This window comes from Streptomyces sp. NPDC008238, assembly GCF_042956445.1.
Lineage (GTDB): Bacteria > Actinomycetota > Actinomycetes > Streptomycetales > Streptomycetaceae > Actinacidiphila.
Map to the genome: position 1 here is coordinate 213,743 of NZ_JBIBGK010000009.1, position 24,954 is coordinate 238,696.

Below are 24,954 nucleotides of genomic sequence, written 5' to 3' on the forward strand. Positions count from 1 at the left end.
CGTGTCGCACGACAAGCTCGGACTCGACGATGTCCTCGCCGCGGCGGAGGCCGCCGCGCCCGTGCAGTCCCTGGACGTCGTGGCGCACAACCTCCGGGAGCGGTTCGGGGCCAGATCGGTGTCGTTCCTGTTCCCCGACATCGTCGGCCAGAAGATGGTGCGGGTGGGCGAGGACGTCGCGTCGCAGCAGGGCACCAGCGCCGACCAGGTTCCTCTGCACGGCAGCGTCTACCACGATGTGCTGCGCGGCCAGCGGCTGGTGCGGTTGCCGGCTGACGGACCGGGTCACCAGGTGGTCGCGCCGGTCACCAACCGCGGGGACACCGTCGGCGTGCTGGAGCTGACCCTGCCCGAGGTCACCGACGAGGTGCTGACCGAGGTGGCCGATGCCGCGCACGCGCTGGCCTACATCGTCGTCACCGACCGCCGGTTCACGGACCTCTACCACTGGGGCAGGCGCACCACCCCGCTCACCCTGGCCGCCGAGATCCAGCGCCAGCTGCTGCCGTCGGCCCCCAGCTGCGAGGCGGACCAGTTCACCCTCGCCGCCGCCCTGGTGCCCGCGGACTCCATCGGCGGCGACACCTACGACTACACCCTCGACTACGACACCCTGCACGTGTCCATCACCGATGCCATGGGGCACGACGTGGCATCCGCCCTACTGGCCACCGTCCTGGTCAACGCCTCGCGCCGTGCCCGGCGCGCCGGGCACGACCTGGCGGAACAGGCCTTCGAGATGCACACGGCGCTCCGCACGTACGGGGGAACCGGCCACGCCACGGGGCAGCTCGTGCGGCTCGCCACGGACGGTTCCGGTTGCCGGCTGGTCAACGCCGGACATCCGTGGCCGCTGCGCCTGCGGGACGGCACAGTGGAGGAGCTGCACCTCGGTGTCAACCTCCCGTTCGGAGTGCCCACCGCACCCCCTTTCCGCGTCCAGGACATCGACCTGCGGGCCGGCGACCGGCTCGTGCTGTACACCGACGGCATGCAGGAACGCGAGGCCGGCAGTGTGGACCTGGCGGCCGTGCTCCGCGAGTCCGCCGCCGAGCATCCCCGCGAGGTGGTCCAGGTGATGACCGCCGCCGTCTCGGTGGCCTGCCACGGCCACCTGGAGGACGACGCCACGGTCATGTGCCTCGACTGGCGCGGGTAGGCGCAGGCGGCGCACGGAAGCGCCGTATGCCGGGTTTGTGTCGGAGCGGGGCGGAAAGCCGCTCCACATGAGGCTTATGAGGCTTACGAGCGAAAAGCAGGGCTCCCCGAACGGCCCGGTGCCCGCCGTGATGGACGCCCTGGAAGGCCAGGAGTGGCTCGATGCCGTCGCCGCGGGCGTCCGCAGGGCCGTGCGCGCCCTACCCCTGGGCGGCGGACGCGACGTGCTGCGCGGACTGTGGCTGGGCCACCCGCTGCACCCCGTGCTCGTCCAGTTGCCGATCGGCGCCTGGACCTGCGCCGGAATACTCGACCTGCTTCCCGGTGAGGGCCGCGCCGCCCGCCGTCTGGTGGCGGTGGGCCTGGCGTCCGCCGGGCCCGCGGCCCTGGCCGGTTGGGTGGACTGGGCGGAGCAGCGCCCCCGGCAGGCCCGTGTGGGCCTGGTGCACGCGACCGCGAACCTCGCCGCCGTCACCGCGTACGCGGCCTCCCTCGTCTACCGGTTCAAGGGCCGCCCCGTGCTCGGGCGGGCCCTCGGCTTCGGCGGCATGGGGCTCGCCACCGCGGGCGGTGTGCTGGGCGGTCACCTCGCCTACCGGCAGGGCGCCGGCATGAACCACGCGGAGGCGGTGCCCGTCCTGGTGGAGCCGGGCTGGCACCGCGTCGGGGCGCCGGAGGAGTTCCCGTTCGGCGAACCCGTACAGCGCATGGCCGACGAGGTGGCGGTGGTCGTGGTCCGGGCGGACGACGGGCGGTTCCACGCCCTGGCCGGCCGCTGCAACCACGCGGACGGCCCCCTGCACGAGGGCAAGGTCCTGGAGGGCTGCCTCGAATGCCCCTGGCACGGCAGCCAGTTCCGCCTCACGGACGGCGCCAACGTCCAGGGGCCGGCGACCGCGCCGCAGCCCCGCTTCGACTGCCGGATATCCCCGGACGGGCAGGTCGAGGTCCGGCTCGCCCGGGCCTGAGCGACGAGGGGGAGCCGCCATGAGTCAGGAAGCCCTCGAGATCTACCTGAACGACCATCTGGCCGGATCCACCACTGGGCAGCTCATGTCCCGTCACCTCGCCGAGCACCACAAGTCCGCGCCCCACGGCGACGAACTGCGGCGCGTGGCGGACGAGATCGAGGAGGACCGGCAGAGCCTCCTCGACCTGATGGCGTCCCTCGACGTCCCGGCACACCGGCACAAGATCTACGCGGGGTGGCTCGCCGAGAAGGCGCGTCTGCTCAAGCTCAACGGACGGGTCATCCGCCGCTCCGGGCTGAGCACGGTCATCGAACTCGAGGCGCTGCGCCTGGGCATCGAGGGCAAGAGCCTGCTGTGGCAGTCGCTGCTGTCGCTCACCCCGGAGAAGGACCTGGACGAGGAGCGGCTGCGGACGCTGCTGGACCGGGCGCAGGAGCAGATCGACACCGTCGAGACCGTACGCCGCGATGCCGTGGGTGCGGGTCTGGGCTGACCTCCGGGAGGTCGCGGGGGTGAACCTGGTGATGATTCGCCGGTACGGGGTAGCCGTTACTCAGGACCAAACGAGCAAATGGGGTGAAACCAATGCCGGCTGGGTCGAACCGCAAGCGTGAGCGGCAGTACGAGCACATCAAGGAGAGCGCGAAGGACCGGGGCGAGAGCGAGAAGCGGGCCGAGGAGATCGCCGCCCGCACGGTCAACAAGGAACGCGCCCGCGCGGGCGAGTCCAAGACGGCCAGTCGCAGCTCCACCCAGGACATGTCCTCGGGCAAGCGCGGGGGACAGCGCTCCGGCAAGGGCTCGCAGGGACCGACCTACGACCAGCTCTACGCCGAGGCCAAGCGCCGCAACGTCGACGGCCGCTCCCACATGAACAAGGCCGAACTCCAGCGCGCCCTGAACGGCGGCTGACCGAGCGACGGCGGACCGGAGGGGACCCAAGCGGACCAACGGAGGACACCATGCTCATCCTCGGCATCATCCTGCTGATCATCGGCTTCCTCACGGGGATCTCGATCCTGTGGACCATCGGGATCATCCTCGTGATCATCGGCCTCGTGCTCTGGGTGCTGGGCGCCGTGGGGCACCAGGTCGGCGGACGCCGGCACTACTGGTAGGCGGCGCCTGTCGCTCCCCTCAGACACCACGCAGACCGCGCGCGACCGCCACCCCGGCGGCCGCGGCGGCCAGCGCCGCAGCCACCACGGCCGCGTGGTGACGCGACACCCAGGACTGGACGCTCGACGAGTGCGCGAGTTCGTCGAAGCGGCCGTGCGCGCCGAAATCGTGCCCCCCGGCCCCGTCGGCCGGCGACCACAGGTTCACCGGGGCCGCCGGATCGCCCTCCTCGGCGGTTGCGAGCGGAAGCCCGTACGCGCCACCTCGCCGCCGGCCCGTACGACGTCGTCGGCCGCCGCGGCCAGCCCCGTGCGCCCGCGGGCCGGCAACGCGACCCGGTCCCCGCGGGCGGCGAAGGCGCGGGCCACGGCCCTGCCGACACCACCGCTGGCCCCGGTCACCACGACCGTCCTGGTCTGTCGTCGCTTCGTCATGGGCCTCGGCTACCCGGATCGGGCGCTTCGTACCGGATGGCGGGGGTAGGCGCGCAACATGGCGGAATACGACGCCTCGCCCTACGTCCCCGAGGACGCGGACCTGGCGGCGCTTCGCAGCGCCGCCGCCGGTTGCCGGGGGTGCCCGCTCCATGCGGACGCGACCCGGACCGTCTTCGGCCGGGGCGAGCCGTCCGCGAGCGTCGTCCTGGTCGGTGAGCAGCCGGGGGACCAGGAGGACCGGCAGGGCCGCCCCTTCGTCGGACCGGCCGGCAAGGTACTGGACAAGGCGCTGGCGGAGGCAGGCATCGATCCCGCCGACGCCTACGTCACCAACGCCGTCAAGCACTTCAAGTTCACGGTCCCCGAGGGCGGCAAGCGGCGGATCCACAAGCAGCCCACGCTCCGCGAGGTCGCCGCCTGCAAGCCGTGGCTGGACGCCGAGCTGGAACGGATCGCTCCGCGGATCGTCGTCGCGCTCGGCGCGACCGCGGCCAAGGCGCTGATGGGCCCGGAGTTCCGGGTCACCCGGCAGCGCGGCAGACTCCTCACACCGGGCGTGCCCCTCGACGGCGCCCACGTGCTCGCCACCGTCCACCCCTCCGCCGTGCTGCGCGCCGGCGAGAACCGCGAGGAGATGTACGCCGGGCTGGTCGCGGACCTGCGCGTGGTCGCCGAAGCGCTCGCACCCGGCTGACCCGGACCCCCGGAGGGAGGGGCTCCGTTTCCCCGGACCGTACGCGGGAAATCACACACCAGATGCACTGACCGCCTTCCCAGGGAGGTGCGCCATGACCACGCCGCCTGCCGGCCACCGATCCGGCCTCCACAGCGGCACCGATCACAAGGTGCCGCCCACCGAGACGCCCCCGGCTGAGAGCAGCACCACCGAGGGGATCTCCCTCCCCGAGCGACCGGAACTCCACAACGCATGGGGCTTCGCACCCTTGGTGATCATCCTCGGCGTCGTCGCGATCTTCCTCGCCGGGGTCATCGCGATGATCGTCGCCCTGTCGTCCTAGCCACCCCCGCAGGCCCCGGCCGTCCGCCGAGGCGCGCAGCGAAGCGGGACGCGGGTCATGCGGGGGTACGAAGTCGAACGCGCCGCTTCCAGACGGCTTCAGCACCGCCGGAGTCCCCGGCTACAAGAGTGACCTTTGCGGCGCCGTTCGGTACCGCACCAGAACCTCCGCCAGGCTCAGAGGGGGCCCCTCCTCGCCGACCTGCTGACACATCCCAGGGCCTTCTGAGGTGACTACCGCCGTCTGCAACCAGGGGCGCGGCGTTCTTGCTGCTGCTCGGACCCACGGCAGCGTCTTTGCGCCGAATGCACTCCATGGGAAGACGTTGATCTTTGCTGCGGCTAAGCTCCCGCATTGGCACCGTCCTACGCGTCGACGAGCGAGGCAGGAGCGCTGACCATGCCCAAGACCCGCCTGAAGTGCCGCAACGCCGCCTCGGCTGCGGCGGTCGTGGCCGCTGGTTCCGAACCCGGCGACGCCCGGCACACCGTCCGCCAAGACGGCTGTCACGTCGTCATCGCCTACGCCGACAGGCGGTGGCCATTCGATGTCGCAGAGTGGGCCGCCCTTGAAGGGCACGCCAGCGACAAGGCGGCGGCGCGGCTCATGTCGGAGCTCTAGCGGACGGCGGCCCATGCCGCCACCGCTAAGGCGATGAGGCCGCCGAATCATCACTCGGGGCGGTCTTCGCGGACCAGCTCGTGGCTGCACCTTCCCAGACGCAGCCCGCCAGATGAACGCAGGCCCTCCAAGAGACTCACGCGCGCAGGCAGGGGAGGACTTCCCCGCGGTAGAAGTCGAAGAACTGGTCTTGGTCAGGGCCGATCTGGTTCACGTAGACCTCGTCGAAGCCGGCCTGAGAATAGGCCCGGACGGCCTCGACGTGGTCGTCGAGGGCGTTGCCGCAGACGATGGCGTGGGCGATCATGTCCTCGGTGACGAGAGTGGCGGCCTGCTCGAAGTGTTCGGGAGTGGGGAGGATCTGGGCCAGCTCGCCCGGTAGCTGTTCGTTGGGCCACAGCCGGTGCACGGTCTTCACCGCCCGTGCCCGGTCGGTGTCCCAGCAGACCTTCAGTCCGCCGATGACCGGTTTGCTGCCGCCCCCGGCTCGCCGGAACTGTTCGACCAGCGTCACGTCGGGTTTCATGGTGACGAAGCCGTCACCGATGCGGCCGGCCAGGGCCGCCGCCTCCGGCCCGAAGCCGGAGATGTACAGCGGTGCCGGTTCCTCGGGAACGGTGTAGATTCGGGCGTTCTGCACCGTGTAGTGGGTGCCGTGGTGGGTGACGCGCTCTCCGGTGGAGAGCTTCCTGATGATGTGGACGGCCTCTTCCAGCATCTGCAGGCGCTCGGAGGCCTCGGGCCAAGGGTCCCCGAGAATGTGCTCGTTGAGTGCCTCACCGCTCCCCAGCCCGAAGCGGAAGCGGCCGTCGGTGAGCACAGCCGCTGTAGCGGCGGCCTGGGCATTGATTGCCGGGTGCAGACGGACCGTGGGGCAGGTGACCAGCGTGGTGATCGGCAGCGAAGTGACCTGGGACAGTGCTCCGATCATGGACCAGACGAACGGGCTTTCGCCCTGCTCGTCGTTCCACGGGTGGAAGTGGTCGGAGATGGCCAGGGCTTCGAACCCGGCCTGCTCGGCCATGCGTGCCTGATCGATCAGTTCAGCCGGCGCGAACTCTTCCGAGGACAGGAAGTATCCGTAGGCGGTCATGGGGTTCCTTCTGACATGTTGATGATCGGACGAGGGGTGGGCCCGTTCGGTCCTCTCGATGCCTTGCAGCACCTCTGCGGGAGACCGCACGTTCCCGGTCTCTCCGATCCTCCGCGCAGGGTGTCTTTTCGTGCGCAGTGCACGCTGCCATCAGAGTGGGGTGTCCGGCCTGGAGTGCGCCGCCGGTGGTGCATCACGCCGCGGGGAAGGCGGCAGCACGCAGCATGTGGGCCAGATGGGCGGCATTGGCGGCGACCGTCTTGGTGGTCGCGGCCACAGCATCGGGCGTCTTGTCCAAGTCCTGGTAGTCGGTACCCTGCATCGCCTCGCCGACCCAGTAGGTGGCTGCCCCGGCGGCCAGGGAGAATCCGACGTCGTTGAGGGCCTGGAACACGTCGGCACTGACCTTGTGCGCGCCGTCCTCGTTGCCGACAACGCATACTGCCGCGACCTTGCCGTACGTCAGGGGGCGGCCCTGGTCGTCGGACTCCGAGAGTTCACCGTCCAGGCGTTCCAGCACCCGCTGGGTGACGCTGCATGGGTGGCCCAGCCATATCGGGGTCGACAGCACCAGGATGTCGGCTGCGAGGACCTTCTCCCGGATGGCCGGCCACGCGTCCCCGTCACCCATGTCGACCGCCACGCCGGGGCGCACATCGTGGTCGACCACGCGCACGGACTCGCCGGCTACGCCGTGCGACCGCAGTGCCTCGAGTGTCTGGTCGGCCAGCAGTTGTGAGCTGGAGCGGGCCGGGGAAGGACTGAGGGTGCAAACCAGTGCCAGGGCTCGCAAGGGTGTCTTCTCCATGGGACTCGGCTAACCCATGGAGACCGGTCCACACCTGGGACGAGACCGACACCGGGGAAACCCGCGGTCGCGCGACGATGCGCCGACCCGAGGCGTGGCCGACACACTCGCCCACTGGCTCTTCCACGACACCTCGTCGCCCTTACGGGGATCACGCTTGGCCGTGGATTCCTCCTCGACGATGGCGGTGCTCCTTTTGAGTGCCCCTTTCCCGTACCGGTTCAGACCCGGCCCCACACCAATGGGCCGGTCCCGTCACACCACCACGGACAAGGACCGGCCCATCGGAGTTGAGGGCCGCGAGAGCCTTTGGCGTTCCGGCGGTTGTCCTCATTGCTTACAGCGTGCGCCTAGCGAGGCAATCTGGCATCTCGCGCCCCAGCGGGTCTTCCGACTGTCTCGGTGACCAACACCAGAGGCGCTGGCTTACCGGCGCTACCCGCGGCGCACGGGCGCCCGGGAGGTCCGCCGCCGCGCGGGGCGGTGGACCCGGGCACCCGTGCGGCGGTCAGGACGCGACAGGGCCGATGTCGCCCTTCTCGGCCAGTTCCGACAGGAACTGGTGGCAGCGAGCCGCACGCTCGGAGTCCTCCCGCATGACGTCCTGGAAGAAGTCCGCGATGTCGTTCTCGCCGGCGCTCTTCGCGTCCCTGACGTACTGACCGTAGTCGTGTCCCGCCTTCAGTGAGTGGTATTGGACCGACACCAAGTCGTAGGCCACGTCCTTGAATCCTGTCTCACCTGTCGCCATCGTTCTTCTCCGTTCATGAGAACACTGCACGCCTGCCCGTGCCGAAATCGGACAAACGGCACACATGCCCCCTCGTTGCCCAGCGCCGAAGGAGGCACCGCGGAGACACGGAAGGGCGTGGGCGAGCCGATGACCGCTCCCGCCACGGAGGTCACCCGCCGGTCGGCCTGAAGCAGGGTGCTCGCTGCCCGCCCGACGCCGGCACCGGTCAGCCTTCGACGCCGGTGGCGTCGTGCGGCGCCCCGACGGGCTTGGACTCCGGTGAACCGCGCTGCCGCAGGTAGATGGCCAGGATGGCCATGGACCCGACGGCCAGGAGTTCGGACTGCCAGTTCTGCAGGCTACGACTCCAGAAGTCGGCGGACGAGAGGTAGTGGGACCAGGTGGTCGGGGCCTGCAGTTGGCGCAGCTGCGTCTCGTTGTACGCGGCGACCCCGGCGACGGACTGGGCGAGCCACGACAGCAGGAAGATCACCGCCATGACCAGGCCGAGGGAACGCGAGTAGAGGATCCCGCGCCAGTTGCCTTCCGCCGCCAGCCGGGGTGAGTCGCGGTGGGCGTGGCTGCCCGTTCGCTGTTCCTCGTCGGACTCGGTGCCTGCTTTGCCGAGTTCCTTGGACTCGGAGGAACCGCGTTGCAGCAACCAGACGGTGGCGAAGATGTAGAGGAAGAACTGCAGGTACTCGGACTGCCAGTTCTCCGTCACGTCGACGGCGAAGTCCGAGGACGCCAGGTAGGCGGCGAACCCCACCGGAGCCAGACCGTCGGTGACGAGCTGGTTGTTGAATTCGGCGTGGCCGGCTACCGCCTGTCCGGCGAGGGCGAGCAGGAAGGCCGACATGAAGGCCAGCCCGAGGCTGTTGTCGCGCAGGAAGCGCCGCACCCGCCGCCGCTCGGGGGGTTCCTTTCGGCGGGCGTCCGGGGATGTGCTCATCGGTGCATCAGCCCCAGCGCCATGAAGTACGCCAAGCCGACCGCGATCAGCAGAAGGGTGCCGCCGAACAACGTCCGCATGGGTCTCACCTGCCCTTGATCTTGCACTGGTAGGGCTGTTGTGGCACCGGCGTGCACCCGGCGGCGCTGATCTTCCAGCCGGTGGGGAAGTGCGCCAGGAACAAGGTGTCGTGCTCCAGGACCACCAGGGCCTGACCGCCGTAGACGTCCACGTGGCGTACGGCACCGGCGGCGGGCAGCTCTTCCCCGGTGATCGCCTCGTGGCACGGTTGCTCCGCCGCCTGCTCCAGCTCGTCACGAGTGACGGGTGCGAGCGCCGAGCACAGTGACTCGGGTCGCCGGTCACTCAGGTCCCGCTCGAAACGGACCGCCGTCGTGGACACCGCGTCCTGCCGCTCGGCCAGGGTGCCGCAGGCACTCACCGCGGCGAACACTGCGATCGCCGCCACCGTCCGGTAGCCCCTGCGAGGCATCCCACCTCCTCGAGCGGTGCCCTGTGTCCCTTTGGACGACTGCCTCACATCCCCAGTGGGCGCCGCATTCTGAAAGTGACGCGCCAAGCGGTCCCGCCATGGGCTCGTCTGTACGACAGGACCGCAGTACCATCATGCGCCGCAGCGGCAATTTCTGCCGCAGGGATCGCCCGGCAGTGGCGCGTAGGCGCGTCCAGGATCACTGCAGGCCACGGTGGCCAGGCCGGTGGTACGCAGTGGTCCGACACGCTCGTCCGCCGGTTGGCGGGCTGCCCGTGCGCGCCGCGGTTCGAGCAGGTTCTGTTGCGGTCGAGCCCATGGGGGCGGTCCGGTCCCGCGTCTTTCACCAGGCTGGTTCCAGGGGCCCATGCCTTTGCGCGGCATGGCACCGTGGTGGTCCCCCCCAACGTCACCCAAGGTCGGGGCCGGGGTGTCGGCCGAGTACACCTAGACCGGTAGCGCCATCGTCGGCGCCCTCACCTCGCGGCCGCGGTGGACACCGGGGCTGCGACCGCCGATCGGTAGCCTGCCCCGTTTCCGGTGCACGATTGACATGTATGTCGCCCTGCATACTACTGGCACCGGACGGGCCCCGCAGTACAAGGACGCGACGAGCGACCCTCCGTGGGAGGGGTGGCTCCGGAGGCACGCTGCCGGCCCCTGGGGTGGAGCCGGTGCCGCGACCGTCAGGTACGGATGCGTCCGCCGCTCTTCGGCGACACGCTCGCGGCATGGCTGACGAGTACGGCGCGCACGGACTCGTACGGCGTGGGGCTTCGCAGGGCGCGTGAGGTGATCATCGCTCCCTGGATGCCAGCGATCGTGGCCTCGGCGAGAGTCCTCGCCGAGGTCCGCGCGACGCCGAGGGCGACGAAGTGGAAGGCGAGCCTGTCGGTCATCTCCGAGAAGGCCCGGCGCCCGGTCTCGGCGATCTCGGCCGACTCCTGTGTGGCACCTTCGATGATCAGTGGTGCGATGGCGCAGCCGCGCCCGTATTCGCCGGCGATCATGCCTTCGCGACCCAGGTCGATGTAGAGCTCGACCAGCTGGACTGCGGAGGTCGCCTGGTGCGCGGCCCGGTCGATGATCTCCACCTGCTCGAAGGCGTGGGCTTCGGCGGCTTCGATGGCCAGTTGTGTCTTGCCGCCAGGGAAGTGGAAGTAGACAGAGCCGCGAGATGTGCCGCTGAGTTCGAGCACGTCGGAAAAGGCCGTGCCGTTGTAGCCGCGCTGCCGGATCAGCTGTTTGGCGGCCTGCACCATCTTCTGCTTGGCGTCCGTCCGCTTGCCCATCCCGCGCCTTCTCCTTGTGCGATGTATGATGACCTATATAGTATCCGATCGCGGACGAGATCCCAAGAGCGCGGCCGTCCCGGCCGTCTTGAGGAGGTCCTCCTCATGCTGTACGTCGACACTCCGCTGGTTCCTGGCCGGCCTGCCACGTGCCTCGAAGCAGTCCCGCGAGCCGCACATGAGGCGTTCGCTTGCGCATGAAGGACTTCCTGATCGTCCATCAGGGCGGCCCCGGTGAAACGGCCCCGATCGCCGGCCGGAACGGGCTGTGCGTCACGTGGCTGTCTCGTCGCCGGAGAACTCCTCTGCCGCCGCGGATGTCCTCGACACCGGCACGGCCGTTCCCGAAGCCGGCGCCTGCCCTGTCCTGTCGTTGCTCGACGTCCGCGCACATTCCTCGCGCACAGACCGGTTCGGGCGCAGTAGTGGACCGGTCCAGAAAGGACGCATCATGACCACCGACCTGAATTACGCCGATGCGAACGAGCTCGCCGAGCTGATCCGTGCCGGGAAGGTCTCCTCGGTCGAGGTGGTGCAGGCGCATCTGGATCGCATCGAGGCCGTCAACCCGCGGCTCAATGCGATCGTCACGCTCGTCGACGGTGCGCTGGAGGCCGCGAAGGCTGCGGACGACGAGCTCGCCCGGGGCGGGGACGTAGGACCGCTCCACGGCGTGCCCTTCACGGCCAAGGACTCGTTCGACACCGCTGGGGTGCTCACCCAGCGCGGCTCGCCCATTTTCGCCGGGCGTGTCCCCGACACGGATGCCACCGCTGTCGCGCGCGTCAAGGAAGCCGGCGCGATCCTGCTGGCGAAGACCAATCTCCCGGAGTTCTCGTACTGGATCGAGTCCGACAACCTCCTGACGGGCAGGACGAACAACCCGTGGGACGTCGACCGTTCGCCCGGCGGTTCGAGCGGCGGTGAGTCCGCCGCGATCGCCGCCGGGATGTCGCCGCTCGGGCTCGCCACCGACCTGTCCATCTCGGTACGCGGGCCGGCTGCGGACACCGGTGTCTCGTCCTTCAAGCCGACGCACGGGCGCATCCCGATGACCGGGATCTGGCCGCGCGAGCCCCGCCGCAACTGGCACGTCGGTCCCATGGCCCGCAGCATCCGCGACCTCGCACTCGCCTACACCCTCCTGGCCGGCCCCGACGGCGCCGACGGATTCGCCACCGTCCCACCCGGGTTCGACACCGGCCTGGGCGACACCCCGGACCGGCCCCTGCGGGTGGGCTGGCTGGTCGACTCGGGACTCGGCCCGACCGACCCGGAGGTCGCCGCGACCGTCCAGGCGGCCGCCGAAGCCCTGCAGGGGGTGGGAGCCCGGGTCGACGCCGTGAGCATCCCGGCGTTCGAGCGGGACAATCCGCTCGAACTGTGGACCAAGCTGAGCACCATGGAGGTGAAGCCGGCCTTCCGCCAGGTCACCGCGGGCCACGAGGACCAGATGTTCAGCTACTCCAGGTTCGTGGCCACCATGCCCGACACCTCGGTGGAGGACTTCGTCCTGGCCGAGCAGGCCGTCGAGCGCCTCCGGGACGCCATGGCGACGTTCTTCCATCAGTACGACGTCCTGCTGCTCCCCGTGACGACGATCCCGGCCCACCGGCACCAGCTGGAGGAGTTCACCCTCGACGGCCGGACCATGGGCGCCTTCCATGTGAGCTCGACGACCGTCCCCTTCAACCTGACGGGGCATCCGGCCCTGTCGATGCGGTTCGGCACGAGCAGCGACGGCATGCCGATCGCGGTACAGCTGGCGGCCGCCCCGTACGCGGAATCGACTGTTCTCCATGCCGCCTCGCTGCTGGAAACACTCAGCTCGGTGCACGACCGGCACCCCGCCCTCTAGCGGCGGGGGAGAGCGGGAGCCGAGCGGCGCACCGACCCCGACCCACCGCAACCGCGCGGCACAAGCCGCCCCGACCGACCGGATGGTCATGACCACCCCCTTGCATGACGCCTCAACGAGCCCTGACACGAGGGTGCTGGTGAACGTGGTGTTCGCGGCGCTGAACAGCCGGCACGCGCGGTTCGCGGACGGTGAGGGCCGGGCCCTGCGATATCTGGACTCGGTGGCTCCCTTCGCCGCGGTTCCGGACGAGGCCACCGAACAGGACTGGCGTGACCTCGCCGGACTCACCCGCCGGACGGGCGGCGCCCTCCTGCACCGGGAGCCAGGGGCGTTGCCCGAGTCCTGGGCGGCCGACCACCACATCGATCTCCACCGGTTGAACGTGGTTCAGTTCTCCGGAGCCGGACTGGCCGCGGGCCCCGAGGACGCGGAGGACCCGGAGATCCGCGAACTGACCACCGACGACGTTCCGGCCATGGCGGATCTGGCCGCACGGACCACACCGGGCCCGTTCCTCACGCGCACCATCGAGTTGGGCGGATACCTCGGCATCCGCCGGAACGGCGTCCTCGCCGCGATGGCCGGCGAACGCTTCTCCGCACCCACGGGCAACCCGCAAGGCTGGACCGAGGTCAGCGCGGTGTGCACGGACCCGGCCTTCCGCGGCCAGGGGCTGGCCACCCGCTTGATGCGGGCTGTCGCCGCCCGCATCCGTGCCCGCGGCGACGAGGTCTTCCTCCACGTCATCGATACCAACACGGGCGCCATGGCGCTCTACGAGCGCATCGGGTTCCGCCGACTGACCACGATCGAAGTCACCAGGCTCACGCCCCGCCCCTAACGGCAGGGATGACCGGCACCGGCCGAGGCCACGGCGCCGACCCCGGAGGTCCACAGCGTGGTGCGAACGCAGCCGACGGCGGGCGTGCCGCGCACGCCTGCCCTCGCTTCGGCCGCGACGGACGGCAGGAATGCCGACGGGCCGTCAAGATCACCCGCCCGGACCGCCCCGGGCGCGCGCAGCCTCCGGCGTGACGAAACTGGTCGTGAGTGCTGGAGGGCCCTACGTCCATGAGCCCTCGGTGCCGTGTGAGAGCTGGGCCCCCGTCGTGCGAGCGGCGAGGGCCCAGCGCTTGTGTGCGCCGACCTGCCGACACCAGATGGTCCGCACGCCCGAACGGGTCGTCGGGCAACGGGGCTCAGTCTCCCGTGAGCAGCAACAGCAGCGGCACGGGGATGCAGACCGCCGCCGTCAGCAGGGCGACGGTGACGACCGTGCAGAGCAGGCGGTTCCGCAAGGTCCGGTGGCGCAGGTCGTACTCGCTGTGCAGATCCCCTTCGCGCCGGGAGGTCCGCCGCAGCATCACGCCGACCAGTTCCAGGCGGTCGGCGACGTAGAGCCGGAGCACTTCGTCCCGCTGGCCGGCGGTCAGCCATGGCATGCGGTCGGCGAAGGCACGCGCGGCGATCCTGGCGTCGCCTGCCTCGGCATGCCACGAGAGGAAGTCCTCGCACCGCGCGATGCCGTCCGCTGCGGCGGGATCGCCGGCCCCACCGGCCGGCCACGTCATCCCTGCCCCTCGCCGAGCGGTTTCGCGGCGCCCTGGCCCGGTTCGACGACGTCGCGGCGGCCGGCGTTGAGTTCCTGGTCGAGGGCGGCGACGTCGGGGTGGTGGAGGTCGAACGCCGGGGACTCGGAACGGATCTTGGGCAGGGTGAGGAAGTTGTGCCGTGGGGGCGGGCAGGAGGTCGCCCACTCCAGGGAGCGGCCGTAGCCCCAGGGGTCGTCGACCTCGACCGGCCTGCCGTAGCGGGCCGACTTCCACACGTTGTACAGGAACGGCAGGGTGGACAGGCCCAGCAGGAACGCGCCGATGGAGGAGACGGTGTTCAGGGTGGTGAAGCCGTCGGCGGCCAGGTAGTCGGCGTAGCGGCGGGGCATGCCCTCGGCGCCCAGCCAGTGCTGGACGAGGAAGGTGGTGTGGAAGCCGATGAACAGGGTCCAGAAGTGGATCTTTCCCAGGCGTTCGTCGAGCATCTTGCCGGTGAACTTGGGCCACCAGAAGTGGAAGCCGGCGAACATCGCGAACACCACGGTGCCGAAGACGACGTAGTGGAAATGGGCGACCACGAAGTAGGAGTCGGTGACGTGGAAGTCCAGCGGTGGCGAGGCCAGGACGACTCCGGTCAGGCCGCCGAACAGGAAGGTGACGAGGAAGCCGATCGCCCACAGCATGGGGGTCTCGAAACTCAGCGACCCCTTCCACATGGTGCCGATCCAGTTGAAGAACTTCACCCCCGTCGGCACGGCGATCAGGTAGGTCATGAACGCGAAGAAGGGCAGCAGGACCGCACCGGTGGCGAACATGTGGTGGGCCCACACGGTGGCCGACAGGCCCGCGATGGAGATGGTCGCACCGATCAGGCTGACGTAGCCGAAGACGGGCTTGCGGGCGAAGACGGGGATGACCTCGGTGACGATGCCGAAGAAGGGCAGGGCGATGATGTAGACCTCGGGGTGGCCGAAGAACCAGAACAGGTGCTGCCACAGCAGCGGCCCGCCGTTCTCCGGGTCGTACACGTGCGCGCCGAACTTGCGGTCCGCGAAGAGGACGAGCAGGGCGGCGGCCAGCACCGGGAACGCGAACAGCACCAGCACCGAGGTCAGCAGGATGTTCCAGGTGAAGATCGGCATCCGGAACATGGTCATCCCGGGGCAGCGCATGCAGATGATCGTGGTGATGAAGTTGACCGCGCCGAGGATCGTGCCGAACCCGGACATCGCCAGGCCCAGGATCCACATGTTGCCCCCTGCGTAGGGGGTGCGTTCGCCCCCGGAGAGCGGGGTGTAGGCGGTCCAGCCGAAGTCCGCGGCCCCCTGGGTGGTGAAGAAGCCGGCCACGGCGATCAGCGATCCGAACAGGAAAAGCCAGTAGGACAGCATGTTCAGCCGCGGGAACGCCACGTCGGGGGAGCCGATCTGCAGCGGCATGATGGCATTCGCGAACCCGGCGAACAGCGGGGTGGCGAACATCAGCAGCATCATCGTGCCGTGCATGGTGAACGCCTGGTTGTACTGCTCGTTCGAGAGGATCTGGATGCCTGGCCGGGCCAGCTCCGCCCGCATCACCAGTGCCAGAACACCGCCGATCAAGAAGAATCCGAAGGCGCTGCCCAGGTAGAGCGACCCGATCTTCTTGTGGTCCGTCGTCGTCAGCCAGTCGACGATGACGGCGCCCGGCTTGAGCCGCTCCCGTTCCGCCCCCTGTGTCGGTTCCACCTGCACAGCCATGCCTGGTGCCGCCCTTCCACCACGTTCGCGTTTTCCGCTGCCCTTTCCCGCACTTCAAGGTGTCCGGGCACCTTTGCCAAGGTCCTTCGTAGTGCGGCCACCGGCGACCGGAGCGGATTGCCCCGACCGTGGGCGCGGCGGTCGGGGAGATGGCCCGGCAGCCCCGCGTCGGCGCCTGACCCGTGCGCTACGCCTGCTGTGGGCGCGAAGGCGCCGTACGGGTGACTTCCCTTCTCGGGGCGTCCCGCAGATCGACGTCACGACCTGCCGCTCTGGTATCCGTTGATCGCGGCCCGGTCCGGTGGTGTCCCGCAGGGCGGCGCACTTGCCCTTGCCGAGTGCGCCGCCGACTCCCGAGCGGTGGGGCAGCGGAGCCGGATGAGGGACCTGCGGAGGACGCCGTCCGCCCTTGAGGTCGTGGACGACGACACCCTCGGAGCGTGACAGGCCCCGTGCGCCGGGGCCGGTGCCGGACGTCCGGCAGTGAGGGGAGCGCCACTGCCGGTCACCCTGCTCGGGCATGGCGGAACATGCCGCATCGGACGCGGTGGCATGGGCAGGCGCACCAGTGCGGGGGCGACAGCCGAGGAGGATGCCATGAGCGAACGGGATCTCGGCAAGGGCGACGAGGTGTCCTGGAAGAGCCACGGCCAGAAGGTGACGGGAAAGGTCAAGAAGAAGATCACGAAACGGACCCGCGCCGCGGGCCGGACCGTCGACGCGTCGAGCGAGCAACCGCAGTACGAGGTGGAGAGCGACAAGAGCGGTCGCTCGGCCGTGCACAAGCCGGGAGCGCTCGGCAAGGAGGGATGAGCCATGGCCCAGGCCCAGAAGCACGACGACCGGAACCGGACGGTGGACGCCTTCGAAGAGGCGGTCAACATGACCGCGGACCGGCTCGAGAAGTGGCTCGCCACCGAGGAGTCGAAGAGCGTCGGCCAGAGTGACGGCGGCGAGAGCGTCGGACACGCCTCAGGGCGGCGCATCGTCACGCTCCTGCGCACCAAGAAGGGCGACCTGAGCGAAGGCGACCTGGCGCACATGCGCAAGGTCGTCGGCTACGTGCACCGGCACGTCGAGCAGCGTCCCGGCGGCGACGTCACGGACACCCGATGGCGGTACTCGCTGATGAACTGGGGCCACGATCCGCTGGACTGACCGGTGCCCGTGAAGGGGCCACCTCGGCCGGCGCGAACCGGCCGAGGTGGCTTGCGTCGGTCCTGGCACTCAGACCGCGTCGCTCTCCGCCGGGGCCGGGAAGCGGTCCCACACCCGGTGCGCGCCCAGCAGTGCCGTCACGTCGCGCAGCACCCCCTCGCCGTCGGAGCCGGTGACGACGCCGAGCGCCCCGTCGTCGATGCCGGCCGCGCGCAGGGCGGGTGCCGCGTCGCCCCAGGCCCCGATCGGCTTGGCGTGCCGGTAGGCCTCCTGCAGCATCAGCACGATGCGGGGGTCCACCGGCGCCGCGGCGAGCGGCGGGGCGCCCGCCTTGGCGTCACGGCCGCCCTGGGCGTCGGCGGCCGGCCCGGGGGTCCCGGCCAGCAGCACGGCGTCGAACTCCACCGAGCGCGCGGTGGCGAAACTGCGCTGCACGGTGACCGGATCGGCGCCCTCGCCCATGAGCGTGCCACCCGTGGGCGCGACGACCAGCGCGACCATGTCGTTCGCCAGCACCGAGCGCCGGACGGCGTCCACCGCGCCCAGGTCACCGGTGCCGTCCGTGACGATGCCGATGACGCGTCCGTCGGTCGGCCAGGTGTGGCCGACCTGCGAGAGCGCGGGGCTGGGCTGCGCGTCGGCGAGCGGCTCGGTGGCCGTGGGAGTGGGGAGGCCGAGTCCCTGCGCCACCTGCCGGCACAGGTAGGGATCGACGTTCGCCAGTACCTTGAGGGTGCGTTCCCTGATGGCCTGCTCGTAGCACTTGCCCAGCTCGAACGTGTAGGCGGCGATGATGTGTTCGCGCTCGGCGGGGCTCATGCTCAGCCAGAACAACCGGGGCTGGCTGAAGTGGTCGTCGAACGACGCCGGCGCCTCGCGCACCTTCGCCGCCGCCGCCACGGGCGTGGGGTGTTCGATGTAGGCGCGGTCCCCGGCGCCGGCGAAGAACGGGCAACCGCCGTCCAGGGAGTTGGGCTTGTACGGGGCGACGCCGGTGTGCACCGCGTCCTGGTGGAAGCCGTCCCGCAGCATGTCGTTGACGGCGGCGTGCGGCCGGTTGACCGGGATCTGCGGGAAGTTGGGCCCGCCCAGGCGGGTGATTTGCGTGTCGAGGTACGAGAAGAGACGCCCGGCCAGCAGCGCGTCGTCGGTGATGTCGATGCCCGGCACCAGGTGCCCGACGTGGAAGGCGACCTGCTCGGTCTCGGCGAAGAAGTTGGTGGGGTTGGCGTTGAGGGTGAGCAGCCCCACCGGCTGCACCGGCGCCAGCTCCTCCGGGACGATCTTCGTCGGATCCAGCAGGTCGATGCCCTGGAAGGTCTGCTCGGGGGTGTCCGGGAACGTCTGGATGCCCAGCTCCCACTGCGGGAAGGCGCCCGCCTCGATGGCGTCGGCGAGGTCGCGGCGGTGGAAGTCCGGGTCCATGCCGCTGATCATCTGCGCCTCCTCCCACACGAGGGAGTGCACACCGGCCTTCGGCTTCCAGTGGAACTTCACCAGCGTGGTGGCGCCGCTCTCGCCGACCAGGCGGAAGGTGTGGACGCCGAACCCCTCCATCGTGCGGAAGGAACGCGGGATGCCGCGGTCGGACATGTTCCACATCGTGTGGTGGGTGGCCTCGGTGTGCAGCGAGACGAAGTCCCAGAAGGTGTCGTGGGCGCTCTGCGCCTGCGGGATCTCCCGGTCCGGGTGGGGTTTGCCGGCGTGGATGATGTCAGGGAACTTGATCGCGTCCTGGATGAAGAACACCGGGATGTTGTTGCCGACCAGGTCGAACACGCCCTCGGACGTGTAGAACTTGGTGGCGAACCCCCGCGTGTCGCGTACGGTGTCGGCGGACCCCCGCGAACCCAGGACGGTGGAGAACCGCACGAAGACCGGCGTGTCGACGTCCTTCGCGAGGAAGGCGGCCTTGCAGACCTCGGCCGCCGTGCCGTACCCGCGGAAGACGCCGTGCGCGGCGGCACCCCGGGCGTGCACCACCCGCTCCGGGATCCGCTCGTGGTCGAAGTGCATGACCTTCTCGCGCAGATGGTGGTCCTGCAGCAGCACCGGGCCGCGCGGTCCGGCCTTGAGCGAGTGGTCGGTGTCCGGCAGCCGTGCCCCCTGCGCCGTGGTGAGGAACGCCCCGTCCTGGGCCCGGACGGTCTTGGACGGGCCGTCGGGGCGGCCCGTCGCGCTGAGCGGCGTGGGCACACCCTGATCGGGCTTGGGCGGCAGCGGCGGGTGCGGCTCCACCGGTTCCTCGACCGTGGGCGGCATGCTGCCCGGCACGCCCGGGATCTCCGCGCGTCCCGCCGGGGTCAGCTCGGCGGCCGCGTCCATCACCTTGTCGACGATCTTCTTCACCGGGCCCGGCTCGTTGGCCATGGCACTCTCCTGCTTCGTCCTCGGGAAACCCTTTCGCCTGCCGGTAACCGGTGCCGCCGGCGCACAAACGGGACCCGCGGGGATGTCCGCCGTTCGCGGCGGATGTGCCCCCGAGTGCGTGTCGGGCGCGCGGCGCCGGTGCCACGGGCCAGGCCGCGCAGCGGACGACACCGGCTGTGCAGAACGCGGTGCCCCGTCACGGGCCCCCGGTGGTGACGGCCGAGCCGAGTGGCGCGCGGACGGCGGTGGCCGCCAGGCGACACCGGGCGGGGCGAGCCGGCCAGTGGCGCGGCTCGCCACGGTCAGCGCAGCAGGGCCACGGCGACGTACAGCAGGGACCTGCGCCTCGTCCTTCTCCTCGCCGGATCCGGCGTCCGGCTGCGGCGGACGGAACACCGCGCTGCGTGGGTCGGTCTCCCGCGAGGGACGCATCGACGTGTCGCGCCGCGCGGTGCGTCAGGGGCGCCGCCAGGAGTCGTCCCTGAGATGGGAACCGGCCATGGGCCCCATGCGCAGCATCCCGCCGTCGACCGACCAGGAGGCGCCGGTGACGTAGGCCGCCTCGCGACCCGCGAGGAAGGCGATGACCGCGGCGACCTCCCGGGCGTCACCTGGACGGCGCAGGGGGATGCCGGGACGCTCCTCGGCGCCGGCGTCCTGGTCCTCCTGGCCGGTCATCGGGGTGGCGATCTCCCCGGGTGCCACGGCGTTGACCGTGATGCCGTGCTCCGCGAGTTCCAGCGCCATCACCTGCGTCAGCAGTCCGAGCCCGCCCTTCGCCGCGCAGTACGGGGCGGCTCCGACCCGCGGCTGGTGCTCGTGGACCGAGGTGACGTTGACGATGCGCCCGCCGTCCCCCTGGGCGATCATGCGACGGGCCGCGTGCTGGCTGCAGAGGAAGGGGCCGACCAGGTCGACGTCGACCACCCTTCGCATCGTGGCCAGGTCGAGTGCGAGGAACGCCGTCATGGTGCCCGTGCCGGCGTTGTTCACCAGGACGTCGAGGCGTCCCAAGCGGTCGACGAGCTCGTCGAGCACATCGGCCGCCGCGGGCAGGGCGGTCAGGTCGAGCCGGCTGACCTCCGCCCGGCGGCCGTACCGGCGGACCTCCTCCGCGGTGGCCTCCGCCCCGGCCAGGTCGCGGTGATAGGTGATGCCGACGTCCAGGCCGTCGGCGGCCAGGCGTACCGCGGTGGCGCGGCCGATGCCGGAGTCCGATCCGGTCACGACCGCGACGCGGCGGGTCCCGTCCGTCGTCACGGCCACGAGGGCTCCCTGCGGGGTACGACGACCAGCTCGGCCAACGCGCTGCCCGCGGGCACCGACAACGCGTACAGGACCGTGTCCGCGACGATCTCCGGGCTCTGCAGCAGGGTGACGTCGGCGTCGGGGAACCGTTCCAGGATGAACGGTGTGTGCATGCCGCCCGCGACGACACCCGTCACGCCGATGCCGGGGCAGTCGCGCTGCGCCTCCTGGAACAGCGTGTGGGTGAAGGCCCGCAGGCCAGCCTTGGAGGCCGCGTAGGGACCGGCCTCGGTCCAGGTGCGGGTCGCCGCGGTGGACAGGATGTTGACGATGTGGCCGCCCCCGCGGGCGACCATGCGCCGGTAGGCCTCCAGCACCAGGTAGACCGGGCCGAGCAGGTTCGTGGTGACCACCCCGTTCACCTCCTCCGCACTGAGGTGCTCGACCGGCTTCGACACGTCCACGGCCGCGTTGTTGACCAGGATGTCCACCGGCGTCCGCTCCTCGTCGAGGTCGCGGAAGACCGTGGCGACCGCCGCGGCGTCGCGGATGTCCAGCTCCACGACGTGTGCCGTGCCGCCGTCCCTCACGATGCCGTCGCAGGTTTCCTGCGCCAGGTCCTTGCGTACGTCCGCCACCAGGACTGATGCGCCGGCACCGGCGAGACGGCGGGCGATGGCCGCGCCCAGACCGCGTGCCGCGCCGGTGACCAGGGCCTGCCGGCCGTGCAGGTCGACGTGGGCCGCCTTGCTCATGTGCTTGCCTCTCGCTCGGGAAGGGCGCGCTCCGCCCGGTGGGGCGGCGCCGCGCGGTCGCCCTCCACTGTGGGCGCCGTCACGTCCGCGGGCATGCCGGAAGGGGCAACCGTGTGTACCCCGCGGCGACCCGTGCCCGCGTGTGAGCAAGCCCACCCGGGGACGCCGACCCCAAGGCGCACAGGGGATTCAGTGGGCAAACCGGGCGCATGTGCTGTGGGGTGGCCCCGGTCACAGGGGGTGCTCTGCCACGCTGGGCGGCGCCGTGGCCGGGTGAGACCCGACGCCTAGGCATCCGTCCGTCGGTGAGGGGCCGAGGGCTCCGGTGTTCCCGCCGGGGCTGCGGACCTTCGCCCTCGCCCGCCTTGTGCGCCGCAGGGCTCGTCCCCCGATCACACCACCATGCCCCTTTCCCCGGTTCCGTCCGCCGCCGTTCCCAGCGACTCCCGTTCCCCGTGGCGCTCCCTGCGCCACCGGAGCATGCGCTGGTGGTCCGTCGCCAACTTCGTGTCGAACACCGGCACCTGGATGCAGCTGACCGTGCAGAACCTGCTCGTGCTCCAGATCACGGGCTCCGCCGCCGCCACCGGACTGTCGATCTCGGTCCAGGCGGCTCCGGGCGTGCTGGTGAGCCTGGCCGGCGGGGCGGCAGTTGACCGCTGGCCCCGCAAGCTCACCGCCGGGGTCAGCCAGTTGCTGCTCGGCGCGGTGGGGTTCGTCACGGCGGTCCTCGTGGCCACCGGCGGTCTCTCGATGGGGGTGCTGATGGCGCTGGCCGCGGTCACCGGCATCATCGCCACCGTCGACGGGCCCGCCTGCGCGCTGCTGGGCAACGACCTGGTGCACAAGGAGGACGTGCCCTCGGCGATCGGCGTGGGGTCGCTCATCACCAACGCGGGACGGCTGGCCGGCACCGCCCTGGCGGGAGTGGCCGTCGCCGGCTTCGGCACGGCAGCCGCCTACGCGGCCAACGGGCTGTCGTTCTGCTTCGTCGCTGCCGTCATCCCCTTCCTGCGCCCCGTGGCCGGCGCCGTCACCCGTGCCGCCGCGCCCGGCCGTCCCGCTCCGCGGGCGCGGCAGGGCGAGACGCGGGAGGCGCTGTCCGTACGGCAGGGCCTGGCCTTCTTCGTACGCCGCCCGCGCCTGGTGGCCCTGGCGGGCATCACCACGCTCAGCGCGGTCTTCGGCCGCAACTACCAACTGACCCTCGCCGTGCTGGTCACCGGGCCGCTCGCAGCCGGAGCCGGTGCCTTCGGGACGGTCTCCACGGTGCTGGCGCTCGGCGGCATCTGCGGTGCGGTGCTCGGCGCCCGGCTGCGCCGGCCGTCCGTGCGGCTGGTCGGCGTGCTCGCCGCGGTGGGTGGCCTGCTGCAGGTGGTGGCGGGACTGGCGCCGTCGCTGGCGCTGCTGCTGGTGATGGTGCTGCCGATGGCCCTGGTCGAGTCGGTGTCCGACACCGCGGGCACCACGGTGCTGCAGACCGACCCGCCGCCGCACCTGCGGGGCCGGGTACTGGGCATCTGGGGGAGCGTGCGTACCCTCGGCGGGCTGGCCGGACCGCCGGCGCTGGGGTTGTTCATGGAGCTCGCGGGGGCACGGGGCGCCCTCGTCGGCGGCGGCGCGCTCATCGCGGTCTCGGTGGCGGCGGGCTGTCTGCTGCGGCAGCGCCGTACGGCCCGGCCGGTTCGTCTGTGGGCCCGTGCCGGCACCGCGTCCCGGGCGGCGCTCAAGGCCGCGGCGTAGCGGGATGCCCGGCGGCCCCCGGTAGCGGGGGTGCAGCGGTGTTCGCGCCGCCGTACCGGGTCCGTTCGCTGATGCGCCGGGTCGCCGCCCGCGTCATCCTGGCCCTATGGCCTCGCGGGAACACGCCGCCCCGGTGATCGTGCACCCGCCGGTGGGCGGCGGGCGCCGGGTGTCGATCCAGGGCAGGTACGCCGGGACGGCCCGTCGTCTCGCCGATCTGCTGGAATTCCTGTGGCAGGCCGGCATCGACCCCGACTCGTCACGGGTGCTGGACCCGGATCTGGTCGAGTGGTGCGGGGGCGGGCCCGACGAGTGGTGCTGACTCCTGTCGGCCGGGCCGGGTGCTGCCGCAGGCGGTCCCGCACTCGGGGTCGGTGTGGAGAGCAAGGGCAGGGCCGCCGCGAACCCGCCCCCGTCAGGGCGCGGATCGGGGGAAGGAGACGGCACGCCCTGGCGAGGCGGCGACTTCCACGCTACTCGCCGTCCGCGTTCGTGTCCGGTGTCCCCGGGGGCCGACGAGGCGTCGCGCCGGTGAGGCCATGTGCCCGGAACGCTGCACAGCGGATGCACGCGGGACCGGTCCGGCGTGAGATGGGGGCGAGATGTCGTCGCAGATCGGCGGGACGGATGGGTGCGAGACAGAGCGACCCGGCCATGGACGCGCTGCTGGACGCGCTGCACCGTACGGAGCCGGGGCGACTGGCGCAGGTCGTGCAGCAGCACTACGCGGACCTGGGACTGGACAGCACCACCATCTATGTGGCCGACCTCCAGCAGAACGTCCTCGTGGCGCTGACCGACGAAGCGGGCGGGGGGCCGCCGCAGCGGGTGCCCATCGACGCCAGCCTGGCCGGCTGGGCCTACCGGTCCGAATCCCTGCGCATCCAGCCCGGCGAGCAGGACACCGTGGTGCTGTTCGTACCGATCATCGACGGCGTCGAAAGACTGGGCGTGCTCAGGGTGGAGACGGGCATCCTGAACGCGGCGACGGTCCGTCGCTGCCAGTCCGTGGCCGCCCTGGTGGCGATGGCCCTGGCGACCAAGGGCACCTACAGCGACCGGGTGGCCCGTACGCAGCGCGCAGCGCCGATGGGGGTGGCGGCGGAGATGGTGTGGGCCTTCCTGCCGCCCCGCACTATCGGGACCGAGCTGATCACCTCGAGCGCCGTGGTCGAGCCCGCCTACGAGGTCGGTGGTGACGCCTTCGACCACTCGGTGGTCGACAGCCTCCTGCACGCCACCATCGTCGACGCCATGGGCCATGACCTCGCCGCCGGTCTGACCTCCTCGGTCGTGCTGGCGGTCTGCCGCAACGCACGACGGACCGGGGCCGATCTGCCGGTGATCGTGGACACCGTCGGGGAACACCTCCAGCGACTGTTCCCGGAGCGCTACGCCACCGGGATCTTCCTCGACCTCCAGATGACGACCGGGCGGCTGCGGTGGGTCAACTGCGGGCATCCGCCGCCCTACCTGCTGCGCGACCACGCCCTCGTGCCCGGCGCGTTCCTCCGGGAACCCGGCCTGCCACTGGGGATGGACTTCGGCGCGGCCGGGGAACGGCAGGTGCACGAGGTGCGCCTGGAACCGGGCGACCGGGTCCTGCTGTACACCGACGGCGTCACGGAGGCCCGGCTGACCGGCAACGCCTTCGGCGAGGAACGCTTCATCGACTACATCAACCGTGCGGCCGCGGCCGGGGAGCCCGCGCCCGAAGTGCTGAGGCGTCTGGTCCACGCGATCCTCGGTTCGCAGCACGGGCGCCTGAGCGACGACGCGACCATCCTGCTCTTCGAGTGGCACCCCCTGCGCCAGGCCCAGCGACCCTGAC

The 24,954-nt window shown here is 71.0% G+C and carries 28 protein-coding genes; 15 read left to right on the plus strand and 13 right to left on the minus strand.

Annotated features, from left to right (window positions below):
• Position 1: 1 nt before the first annotated feature.
• From ACFZAU_RS21055 to ACFZAU_RS21075, 5 genes are all read left to right on the plus strand, one after another.
• Entirely contained in the window at positions 2-1,159 is a 1,158-nt protein-coding gene (locus tag ACFZAU_RS21055; RefSeq protein ID WP_500553440.1) for a PP2C family protein-serine/threonine phosphatase, read from the plus strand.
• Between the two features lie 76 nt (positions 1,160-1,235).
• Positions 1,236-2,126 carry a Rieske (2Fe-2S) protein gene (locus ACFZAU_RS21060; protein ID WP_500553441.1) on the plus strand — a complete coding sequence of 297 codons (891 nt, stop codon included), beginning with the start codon at positions 1,236-1,238 and terminating at the stop codon, positions 2,124-2,126.
• Between the two features lie 19 nt (positions 2,127-2,145).
• Positions 2,146-2,622, plus strand: a complete 477-nt coding sequence (locus ACFZAU_RS21065) for a hypothetical protein (RefSeq protein ID WP_500553442.1) — start codon at positions 2,146-2,148, stop codon at positions 2,620-2,622.
• 92 nt (positions 2,623-2,714) lie between these two features.
• Positions 2,715-3,041, plus strand: a complete 327-nt coding sequence (locus tag ACFZAU_RS21070; RefSeq protein WP_500553443.1) for a plasmid stabilization protein — start codon at positions 2,715-2,717, stop codon at positions 3,039-3,041.
• Between the two features lie 50 nt (positions 3,042-3,091).
• Complete coding sequence (locus ACFZAU_RS21075) at positions 3,092-3,247, plus strand: DUF6131 family protein (protein WP_499600307.1); 156 nt, start codon at positions 3,092-3,094, stop codon at positions 3,245-3,247.
• Between the two features lie 19 nt (positions 3,248-3,266).
• On the opposite strand, the gene ACFZAU_RS21080 is transcribed toward ACFZAU_RS21075, so the two are convergent.
• Both ACFZAU_RS21080 and ACFZAU_RS21085 read right to left on the minus strand, forming a co-directional pair.
• Positions 3,267-3,455, minus strand: a complete 189-nt coding sequence (locus tag ACFZAU_RS21080) for a hypothetical protein (protein WP_500553444.1) — start codon at positions 3,453-3,455, stop codon at positions 3,267-3,269.
• Entirely contained in the window at positions 3,452-3,682 is a 231-nt protein-coding gene (locus ACFZAU_RS21085) for an SDR family NAD(P)-dependent oxidoreductase (protein WP_500553445.1), read from the minus strand. Before ACFZAU_RS21085 ends, ACFZAU_RS21080 begins: the two co-directional genes overlap by 4 nt.
• Positions 3,683-3,740: 58 nt before the next feature.
• Here ACFZAU_RS21085 and ACFZAU_RS21090 point away from each other — a divergent pair, with 58 nt between their 5' ends.
• From ACFZAU_RS21090 to ACFZAU_RS21100, 3 genes are all read left to right on the plus strand, one after another.
• A complete protein-coding gene (locus tag ACFZAU_RS21090) occupies positions 3,741-4,379 on the plus strand; it encodes a UdgX family uracil-DNA binding protein (protein WP_500553446.1) in 639 nt (212 codons plus the stop codon).
• Between the two features lie 94 nt (positions 4,380-4,473).
• Positions 4,474-4,704: a DUF6480 family protein gene (locus tag ACFZAU_RS21095; protein ID WP_500553447.1), complete on the plus strand. Its 231-nt coding sequence runs from the start codon at positions 4,474-4,476 to the stop codon at positions 4,702-4,704.
• 399 nt (positions 4,705-5,103) lie between these two features.
• Positions 5,104-5,325: a hypothetical protein gene (locus ACFZAU_RS21100; protein WP_500553448.1), complete on the plus strand. Its 222-nt coding sequence runs from the start codon at positions 5,104-5,106 to the stop codon at positions 5,323-5,325.
• Positions 5,326-5,461: 136 nt separating this feature from the next.
• On the opposite strand, the gene ACFZAU_RS21105 is transcribed toward ACFZAU_RS21100, so the two are convergent.
• The 6 genes from ACFZAU_RS21105 to ACFZAU_RS21130 form a co-directional block, all read right to left on the minus strand.
• Positions 5,462-6,418 (minus strand): TIGR03557 family F420-dependent LLM class oxidoreductase, encoded by a 957-nt coding sequence (locus ACFZAU_RS21105; RefSeq protein WP_500553449.1) that lies wholly within the window; start codon positions 6,416-6,418, stop codon positions 5,462-5,464.
• Positions 6,419-6,611: 193 nt separating this feature from the next.
• A complete protein-coding gene (locus tag ACFZAU_RS21110; protein ID WP_500553450.1) occupies positions 6,612-7,226 on the minus strand; it encodes a flavodoxin family protein in 615 nt (204 codons plus the stop codon).
• Between the two features lie 508 nt (positions 7,227-7,734).
• The gene (locus ACFZAU_RS21115) at positions 7,735-7,977 is read right to left on the minus strand and encodes an acyl carrier protein (RefSeq protein WP_499600300.1); all 243 of its coding nucleotides are present in this window, start codon (positions 7,975-7,977) and stop codon (positions 7,735-7,737) included.
• Positions 7,978-8,185: 208 nt separating this feature from the next.
• The gene (locus ACFZAU_RS21120; protein WP_500553451.1) at positions 8,186-8,911 is read right to left on the minus strand and encodes a DUF6766 family protein; all 726 of its coding nucleotides are present in this window, start codon (positions 8,909-8,911) and stop codon (positions 8,186-8,188) included.
• An 85-nt stretch (positions 8,912-8,996) separates the two neighbouring features.
• On the minus strand, positions 8,997-9,404 hold the full coding sequence (locus tag ACFZAU_RS21125) for a hypothetical protein (RefSeq protein ID WP_500553452.1): 408 nt from the start codon (positions 9,402-9,404) through the stop codon (positions 8,997-8,999).
• Between the two features lie 686 nt (positions 9,405-10,090).
• Positions 10,091-10,696, minus strand: a complete 606-nt coding sequence (locus tag ACFZAU_RS21130) for a TetR/AcrR family transcriptional regulator (RefSeq protein ID WP_500553453.1) — start codon at positions 10,694-10,696, stop codon at positions 10,091-10,093.
• A 451-nt stretch (positions 10,697-11,147) separates the two neighbouring features.
• Here ACFZAU_RS21130 and ACFZAU_RS21135 point away from each other — a divergent pair, with 451 nt between their 5' ends.
• Positions 11,148-12,554, plus strand: a complete 1,407-nt coding sequence (locus tag ACFZAU_RS21135) for an amidase (RefSeq protein WP_500553455.1) — start codon at positions 11,148-11,150, stop codon at positions 12,552-12,554.
• An 88-nt stretch (positions 12,555-12,642) separates the two neighbouring features.
• Complete coding sequence (locus ACFZAU_RS21140) at positions 12,643-13,398, plus strand: GNAT family N-acetyltransferase (protein ID WP_500553456.1); 756 nt, start codon at positions 12,643-12,645, stop codon at positions 13,396-13,398.
• Between the two features lie 358 nt (positions 13,399-13,756).
• Here ACFZAU_RS21140 and ACFZAU_RS21145 read toward each other — a convergent pair whose 3' ends face one another.
• Both ACFZAU_RS21145 and ctaD read right to left on the minus strand, forming a co-directional pair.
• A complete protein-coding gene (locus tag ACFZAU_RS21145) occupies positions 13,757-14,128 on the minus strand; it encodes a hypothetical protein (protein WP_500553457.1) in 372 nt (123 codons plus the stop codon).
• Complete coding sequence (ctaD, locus tag ACFZAU_RS21150; protein WP_500553458.1) at positions 14,125-15,849, minus strand: aa3-type cytochrome oxidase subunit I; 1,725 nt, start codon at positions 15,847-15,849, stop codon at positions 14,125-14,127. The genes ACFZAU_RS21145 and ctaD overlap by 4 nt, the downstream gene beginning before the upstream one ends.
• Positions 15,850-16,446: 597 nt before the next feature.
• On the opposite strand from ctaD, the gene ACFZAU_RS21155 reads away from it, so the two are divergent.
• Together ACFZAU_RS21155 and ACFZAU_RS21160 are read left to right on the plus strand one after the other, a co-directional pair.
• Complete coding sequence (locus tag ACFZAU_RS21155; RefSeq protein ID WP_500553459.1) at positions 16,447-16,662, plus strand: hypervirulence associated TUDOR domain-containing protein; 216 nt, start codon at positions 16,447-16,449, stop codon at positions 16,660-16,662.
• A gap of 3 nt (positions 16,663-16,665) precedes the next feature.
• Positions 16,666-17,007 carry a DUF3140 domain-containing protein gene (locus ACFZAU_RS21160; RefSeq protein WP_500553460.1) on the plus strand — a complete coding sequence of 114 codons (342 nt, stop codon included), beginning with the start codon at positions 16,666-16,668 and terminating at the stop codon, positions 17,005-17,007.
• A 69-nt stretch (positions 17,008-17,076) separates the two neighbouring features.
• On the opposite strand, the gene ACFZAU_RS21165 is transcribed toward ACFZAU_RS21160, so the two are convergent.
• The 3 genes from ACFZAU_RS21165 to ACFZAU_RS21175 all read right to left on the minus strand — a co-directional run bounded on the left by ACFZAU_RS21165 (position 17,077) and on the right by ACFZAU_RS21175 (position 21,380).
• Positions 17,077-19,332, minus strand: a complete 2,256-nt coding sequence (locus tag ACFZAU_RS21165) for a catalase (protein ID WP_500553517.1) — start codon at positions 19,330-19,332, stop codon at positions 17,077-17,079.
• 501 nt (positions 19,333-19,833) lie between these two features.
• Positions 19,834-20,643, minus strand: coding sequence for an SDR family oxidoreductase (locus ACFZAU_RS21170; protein WP_500553461.1), 810 nt, complete (start codon positions 20,641-20,643; stop codon positions 19,834-19,836).
• On the minus strand, positions 20,634-21,380 hold the full coding sequence (locus ACFZAU_RS21175; protein WP_500553462.1) for an SDR family oxidoreductase: 747 nt from the start codon (positions 21,378-21,380) through the stop codon (positions 20,634-20,636). Before ACFZAU_RS21175 ends, ACFZAU_RS21170 begins: the two co-directional genes overlap by 10 nt.
• 480 nt (positions 21,381-21,860) lie before the next feature.
• On the opposite strand from ACFZAU_RS21175, the gene ACFZAU_RS21180 reads away from it, so the two are divergent.
• The 3 genes from ACFZAU_RS21180 (at position 21,861) to ACFZAU_RS21190 (ending at position 24,953) form a co-directional block, all read left to right on the plus strand.
• Entirely contained in the window at positions 21,861-23,123 is a 1,263-nt protein-coding gene (locus tag ACFZAU_RS21180; protein WP_500553518.1) for an MFS transporter, read from the plus strand.
• 106 nt (positions 23,124-23,229) lie between these two features.
• Positions 23,230-23,445 (plus strand): hypothetical protein, encoded by a 216-nt coding sequence (locus ACFZAU_RS21185; protein ID WP_500553463.1) that lies wholly within the window; start codon positions 23,230-23,232, stop codon positions 23,443-23,445.
• A gap of 305 nt (positions 23,446-23,750) precedes the next feature.
• Positions 23,751-24,953 (plus strand): PP2C family protein-serine/threonine phosphatase, encoded by a 1,203-nt coding sequence (locus tag ACFZAU_RS21190; protein ID WP_500553464.1) that lies wholly within the window; start codon positions 23,751-23,753, stop codon positions 24,951-24,953.
• The last annotated feature ends 1 nt before the right edge of the window (position 24,954 follow it).